At 74.6% G+C, this 6,360-nt stretch carries 6 protein-coding genes; 3 read left to right on the top strand and 3 right to left on the bottom strand.

Features of this window, described 5'->3' with window-relative positions; translation table 11 throughout:
• Positions 1-96 precede the first annotated feature (96 nt).
• The 3 genes from AA75_RS02405 to AA75_RS02415 all read left to right on the top strand — a co-directional run bounded on the left by AA75_RS02405 (position 97) and on the right by AA75_RS02415 (position 2,520).
• A complete protein-coding gene (locus AA75_RS02405; protein WP_033818009.1) occupies positions 97-540 on the top strand; it encodes a VOC family protein in 444 nt (147 codons plus the stop codon).
• Positions 541-545: 5 nt separating this feature from the next.
• Positions 546-908, top strand: a complete 363-nt coding sequence (locus tag AA75_RS02410; protein WP_033818010.1) for an MmcQ/YjbR family DNA-binding protein — start codon at positions 546-548, stop codon at positions 906-908.
• Positions 909-1,107: 199 nt separating this feature from the next.
• The gene (locus AA75_RS02415) at positions 1,108-2,520 is read left to right on the top strand and encodes an APC family permease (RefSeq protein ID WP_033818011.1); all 1,413 of its coding nucleotides are present in this window, start codon (positions 1,108-1,110) and stop codon (positions 2,518-2,520) included.
• Positions 2,521-2,571: 51 nt separating this feature from the next.
• Here the strand turns inward: AA75_RS02415 and AA75_RS02420 are convergent, their stop codons facing one another.
• From AA75_RS02420 to AA75_RS02430, 3 genes are all read right to left on the bottom strand, one after another.
• Positions 2,572-3,861 (bottom strand): MFS transporter, encoded by a 1,290-nt coding sequence (locus tag AA75_RS02420; protein ID WP_033818012.1) that lies wholly within the window; start codon positions 3,859-3,861, stop codon positions 2,572-2,574.
• 64 nt (positions 3,862-3,925) lie between these two features.
• A complete protein-coding gene (locus tag AA75_RS02425; protein ID WP_051811643.1) occupies positions 3,926-5,143 on the bottom strand; it encodes an ROK family protein in 1,218 nt (405 codons plus the stop codon).
• Positions 5,144-5,218: 75 nt separating this feature from the next.
• Complete coding sequence (locus AA75_RS02430) at positions 5,219-6,346, bottom strand: serine hydrolase (protein ID WP_082526189.1); 1,128 nt, start codon at positions 6,344-6,346, stop codon at positions 5,219-5,221.
• Positions 6,347-6,360 lie beyond the last annotated feature (14 nt).

Raw genomic sequence — 6,360 nt, forward strand, 5'->3', positions numbered from 1 at the left:
ACTGCCGCCGGGCGGGTGACTTGTTCCCAAACGTCCAAGCCCCCGCGGCCCGGGAGCGGACAGACTGGCCGGAACGGACCCAGGAGGGACACGATCATGACCGACCAGACCCCCGCACCCCAGCCCCCCGCCCCGCAGGTGTGGCCCTCGCTGCGAGCCACCGACGCCCGGGCGCTGATCCGGTTCCTGGTGGACGCGTTCGGCTTCGAGGAGGTCGTCGTCTACGGCGAGGGCGAGCAGGTGCACCACGCCCAGCTGGCCTGGCCCGAGGGCGGCGGGCTGATGCTCGGCTCCGCCCGCCCCGAGGACGAGGACGACAAGTGGCCGCTGCGCCCGGGCCACTTCGGCGCGTACGTGGTCACCGCCGACCCGGACGCCGTGCACGCCAGGGCCACCGCCGCCGGCGCCGACATCATCACCGGCCTGCACATGACCGACTACGGCTCGCGGGACTTCGCGGCCCGCGACCCGGAGGGCAACCACTGGTCCTTCGGCACCTACCGCGGCGAGCCGCGCCCGACCCCGCCGCCGGCCGGCTGACGGCCGTGCCGGCCACCCCGCAGGACCGGCTGCGCGCGCTGTGCCTGGCCCTGCCCGAGTGCGAGGAGCGGCCCAGCCACGGCGAGAGCGCCTGGTTCGCCGGCGGGAAGCGGATGTTCGCCACCCTCGCCGACCACCACCACGACGACCGCACCGCCTGCTGGCTGGCCGCTCCCCCGGGCCTGCAGGAGCACCTGGTCGCCGCCGACCCCGACCGGTTCTTCCGGCCGCCGTACGTCGGCCACCGCGGCTGGCTCGGCGTCCACCTGGACGTCGAGGTCGACTGGCCCCACCTGGCCGACCTGCTGACGGCCGCCTACGGCCTGGTCGCCCCCGCCCGCCTGCGGGCGGCGCTGGAGGAACGCTGACGGGCCGCCCCCACAGGCGGCCCGTCAGCCCGGCATGGACGAGGGCATCGTTAGGAAGGTTTCCTAACGCATGCCGCGAAGGTAGTGCCGCCCGCACCCCCGGTCAATAGCCCGGACCGGACCTTGACTCATCAAGTTAGGAAACTTAACTTATGGACCCTCGCGTGCACTCGCCCCCTCTCACCCCCACGGAGTTCCCATGTCCGGGACGCTCAGCAGACGGATCGGCCTGTTCCAGGCCACCGCCATCAACATGAGCCAGATGTGCGGCATCGGCCCGTTCGTCACGATCCCCCTGATGGTCGCGGCCTTCGGCGGCCCGCAGGCCGTGATCGGCTGGATCGCCGGCGCGGTCCTCGCCCTGGTCGACGGGCTGGTGTGGGCCGAACTCGGCGCCTCGCTCCCCGGCTCCGGCGGCTCCTACGTCTACCTCCGCGAGGCCTTCCAGTACCGGACCGGGCGGCTGATGCCGTTCCTGTTCGTCTGGACGGCGATGCTGTTCATACCGCTGATCATGTCCACCGGGGTGGTCGGCTTCGTCCAGTACCTCGGCTACCTCTGGCCGTCCATGGGCCAGGGCGAGGGCGACGCGGTGGGCCTCGCCGTCCTCGCCCTGGTCGCCCTGCTGCTGTGGCGCGGGGTGGAGAACATCGCGAAGCTCACCACCGTGATGTGGGGCGTCATGATCGTCGCGGTCGGTGCGGTGATCGTCGCCTCGTACAGCGACTTCTCGCCCGCCAAGGCCTTCACCTGGCCCGCGCACGCCGTCGACCTGACCCACGGCCAGTTCTGGCTCGGCTTCGCGGCCGGCCTGACCATCGGCATCTACGACTACCTCGGCTACAACACCGCCGCCTACCTGGGCGCCGAGGTCAAGCAGCCCGGCCGGGTGCTGCCGCGGGCGATCATCCTCTCGATCACCGGCATCATGGCCATCTACCTGCTGCTGCAGATCGGCGTGCTCGGCGTCATCGACTGGCACGAGATGCTGGACCCCGGGTCGGTGGCCTCCAAGTCCGTCGCCTCCGCCGTGCTGGAGCGGGTCTGGGGCAGCGCCGCGGCCGACACCGTCACCGTGCTGATCCTGGTCACCGCCTTCGCCTCGGTCTTCACCGGCCTGCTCGGCGGCTCCCGGGTGCCCTTCGACGCGGCCAACGACCGGGTGTTCTTCCGCGCCTTCGGGAAGCTGCACAGCCGTCACCGGTTCCCGGTCCTCGGCCTGGTCGCCATGGTGGTGATGACCGCGGTCGGCTTCCTGATCGGCCGGCACACCGACCTGGCCACCCTGATCGGCCTGCTCACCACCGTCATGGTGATCGTCCAGGCCTTCGCCCAGATCCTCGCCGTCACCGTGCTGCGCCGCCGCCAGCCCGGACTGCCGCGCCCGTACCGGATGTGGCTCTACCCGGCGCCCAGCATCCTGGCCGCCGTCGGCTGGCTGGCCATCTACGGCTACGCCGACCGCAACGCCCCCGGCCTGCACCCGATCGAGTGGTCGCTGGTCTGGGTCGCGGCCGGCAGCGTCGCGTTCCTGATCTGGTCCAAGGTGGAGCGGGTCTGGCCGTTCGCGCCCGTCGAGGTCCGGGAGGAGTACCTCCCCGCCGAGGCCTGACGCGGCGGACGCGCCGTCAGCACCGGGGCCGGGCAACGCGCCCGGCCCCGCTCAGCCCGCCGCCACCGGGGCACCGGCGGGGTCCGCACCGGCCGGCTCCGGCCGGGCCGCGTATGCCGCGGCGACGGTGTCCCGGTCGAAGACCCGCCAGGTCGCGGCCGTGACCAGCAGCGCGACCACGAAGCCCACCCAGTACGGCGCGGTCAGCCCGAACGCGTCGACCAGGACCCCGCCGAGCAGCGCCCCCAGGCAGTTCCCGCCCGCCACCACGAACAGGTTGGTGCTGCCGACCCGGCCCAGCAGCTCCGGCGGGGTGAGCCGCTGGCGCAGCGAGTTGGCGACGATGCCCCACAGCCCGCCGTGCACCCCGAAGGCGAACAGCGCGAAGCCGATCAGGTACCGGTCCCGGGACGCCGCCAGCGCGAGGTGCAGCCCGGCCTCGACCAGCAGCCCGACCCGGACCGTCCAGGTGGCGGTGACCAGCTCGACCACCCGGTCGCCGGCCACCGATCCCACCACGCCGCCGACCGCCATGCAGGTGAACAGCAGGCCGTAGCCGACCGAGCCGAGGTGCAGCCGCTGCGAGGCGAGCAGTACCAGGACGGCGGTGGCCGCGGTGAGGGTGACGTTCAGCAGGCCGATCAGGACCGCCATGGTGCGCAGCAGCCGCTGCCGCATCAGCCAGCGGAACCCCTCGGCCATCTCGGCCACCACCGACCGGCGCACCGGCGCGGCCGGCGGCCCGGGGTGCGAGGTGGCCCGGTAGACCCCGCCGACCAGGCCGATCAGCACGGCGCTGGCGCCGTAGGTGGCGGCGTTGACGAGGAACGGCAGGGCGGCGGACAGCACGAACAGCAGGCCGCCGAGCGGTCCGGCGACCATCTGCTGCATCAGCGTGACCCCGCCGGCCAGCAGCCCGTTGGCGCGCTCCAGCCGCTCCCTGGGCACCACGGCGGGGATCATCGCCTGGCTCGCCGCCCGGAACACCACCTCGCCGGTGTTGACCACGAACAGCACGGCGTACAGGAGGGGGATGCCGGCCCGCCCGGCCGCGATCGCGGCGGCCAGCACGCCGAGGGCGGCGACCCGTACCCAGTCCACGGCGACCATCAGCCGCCGGCGGTCGACCCGGTCGACCAGGACCCCGCCGGGCAGCGCGAACAGCAGCCAGGGCAGCCAGCCGACGCCGGCCGCGGCGGACACCAGCAGCGGGTCGTCGGTCCTGGCGGCGACCAGCAGCGGCGTCGCCACCAGGGCGAGTCCGCTGCCGAGCGCCGAGGTGGTCGCCGCCGCCCACAGCTTTCCGAACCGTCCGCCGAGCCCTGCCCCGTTGTCCGCCACGAGCCGGGAAGCTACCAGAGCCACCCGGGTGCATCGCACCCGAATTTCCCCGCGGACGCCGCGATCAGCCGAGGTGGGCGGTGCGGCGCTCGAAGACCTCGGCGCGGGCGGTGCCCAAAGCGGTCGCCAGCGCGCCCTGCAGCACGGCCTCGTCGCCGAGCAGGCTGGCGGCGACCCGGGGGCGCAGCGGGCCGAGCCGGTGCAGGGTCTGTTCGACGGGTTCGAGCAGCAGGTCGGCGCCGTGGCCGAGGCCGCCGCCGAGCACCACTAGGTCCGGGTCGAGGACGGCGGAGACGACGGCGAGCGCGTAGCCGAGCTGTTCGGCCTCCCGGCGGACGGCCTCGGCGGCCCGCTCATCGCCGGCCCGGGCGGCGGCGAAGACCTGTTTGGCCGTCAGCGGCCCGGTCAGGCCTAGCTCACGGGCGGTGCGCACCACCGACTCGGCGGCGGCGGCGCCCTCCAGGGTGCCGCCGCCGGGCAGCGGGAGCAGGCCGATCTCGCCGGCGGCGCCGTGCGCGCCGCGCTGCAGTTCGCCGTCGGCGACCACGCCCATGCCGAGGCCGGTACCGATCAGCAGGTAGACGAAGAGTCGGCTGCCGGCGCCGGCGCCGCGGGCGTACTCGCCGAGGGCGGCGAGGTTGGCGTCGTTGTGAACGCTGATCCGGGTGGCGAGCCGGGCCTCGATCCGCTCGAACAGGCCGCGCCGGCCCCAGCCGGGCAGGTTCGGCGCGTACTGGACGCGCTGCTGGGTCTCGTCCCAGACGCCCGGGCTGCCGATCGCGGCGTGCACCACGTCGCCGGGGGCGAGGCCGGCCTCGGCGGTGGCGGTGCGGGCGGCTGCCACCACCGCGTCGGCGACGGCGTCGGCGGTGCGGCCGCGGTTGGGGACGTCCTGCCGGCTGACGATCCGGCCGGCCAGGTCGGCGAGCGCGACCCGCAGCCGGGCCCGGCCGATGTCGATGCCCAGCACGTGCCCGGCGGCCGGGTCGGGTTCGTACAGCACGGCGACCCGGCCGCGTTCGGGCGCCAGCAGGCCGGCCTCGCGGGCGAGGCCGGCCTGCTCGAGGGTGGCCAGCGCGGCCGACACGGTGGGTTTGGACAGCCCGGTGTCGCGGGCCAGCTGGGCCCGGGAGGAGGGTCCGCCGGTGCGCAGCAGCTCCAGCAGCAGCCACTCGTTGTTGCTGCGCAGGCGCTGTCTGCTCCAGGGCTGTGCCGTGCGGGGCTGCTGCGCCCGGCCCGGTCCGGCCTCCGGGCCGGCGGCCGGCACGGGGCGGGGGCTCATCGAATCCTCCGGGCGGTTGCGGTTGTCGTCCGGTGCGCCACTCTATGCAACGGGACGGCCCACCCGCTCGGTGGTTCAGCCCCTCAGCAGGCTGCAGACGAAGTCCTCCTGGACGGCGCGGAGTTCGGCCAGCCGCTCGGGGTCGAGGGTCTTGTTGATCTGCGAGGTGACGGAGAAGGTGAGCGAGCGGCTGCCGTCCGGGGTGCCGACGGCGAGCTGGGTGTAGCCGGGGAAGTTGCCGGTGTGGCCGTAGACCGTGCCGCAGCGGGTGGTGTAGCGGAAGATCGCCAGCCCGGCCTCGTTGCGGCCGGGCCCGGCGGGCTCGGAGGCGCCGTCGACGAAGGTGAGCTGTTCGCGCCGCACCTCGGGGGCGATCAGCCGCCCGCCGGCGTACGCGCCCATGAAGGTGCCGAGGTCCAGCGGGGTGGAGACGATGCCGCCGGAGGCCCAGACCCCGGAGGCGCCGAGCGCGGTGCTGACGTCCTCGGGCGCCGCGGGCGGCTCGACGACGTAGCCGTGCAGGTAGGGGCGGGGCAGCCGGTAGCCGTCGGGGAGGGTGGTCTCACGCAGGCCGAGCGGCCGGTCGACGATCTCCTGGAGCAGTTCCTCGTACGGGCGGCCGGTGGCGGCCTCGGCCATCAGCGCGACGGCGATGTTGTCGGAGTTGGAGTAGTGGTACGCCGATCCGGGGGTGAACCCCAGCGGCCGGTCGGCCACGAAGTCGAGCAGGCAGCGGGAGTCGAAGTGGTGGTGCGGGTCGGCGGCCAGGAGCTCCAGGAAGGCCGGGGCCTCGGTGTAGTCGGGCAGGCCGCTGGTGTGCTGGAGCAGTTGGCGCAGGGTGACCGCACCCCACGCGGCGGGTAGGGCGGGGAGCCGTTCGGCGAGGGTGTCGTCGAGGCCGAGCAGGCCGCGGTCGACCAGGCCGAGCGCGACGGCTCCGCTGAACGCCTTGGCGGTGCTGGCGATCCGCATGTGGTCGGTGGGCTCCGGCTGCCGGTCGGTGCCGACCCGGGAGACCCCGGCGCGGACCACCTCGGTGTGCTCGCCGCGGCGCAGCACGGCGATCGCGCCGGGCGGCCCGCCGGGGGCGTCGACGAGTTCGGCGAGCCGCTGCTGGAGCCGGTGGTCCGGCCCTTCGCCGGCCTGGGCGGGGGCGGGTGCGGCGGTGGCCAGCGCGACGGCGGCGAGGGCGGCGAACAGCATCCGGGGACGGGGGC

It is taken from the genome of Kitasatospora sp. MBT63 (assembly GCF_000710465.2).
Classification (GTDB): domain Bacteria; phylum Actinomycetota; class Actinomycetes; order Streptomycetales; family Streptomycetaceae; genus Kitasatospora.

Bases quoted from the DNA above. Each gene is read 5' to 3' on its own strand.
- AA75_RS02405 (WP_033818009.1), top strand. From the start codon at position 97: ATGACCGACCAGACCCCCGCACCCCAGCCCCCCGCCCCGCAGGTGTGG.
- AA75_RS02415 (WP_033818011.1), top strand. From the start codon at position 1,108: ATGTCCGGGACGCTCAGCAGACGGATCGGCCTGTTCCAGGCCACCGCC.
- AA75_RS02425 (WP_051811643.1), bottom strand. From the start codon at position 5,143: ATGAGCCCCCGCCCCGTGCCGGCCGCCGGCCCGGAGGCCGGACCGGGC.
- AA75_RS02430 (WP_082526189.1), bottom strand. From the start codon at position 6,346: ATGCTGTTCGCCGCCCTCGCCGCCGTCGCGCTGGCCACCGCCGCACCC.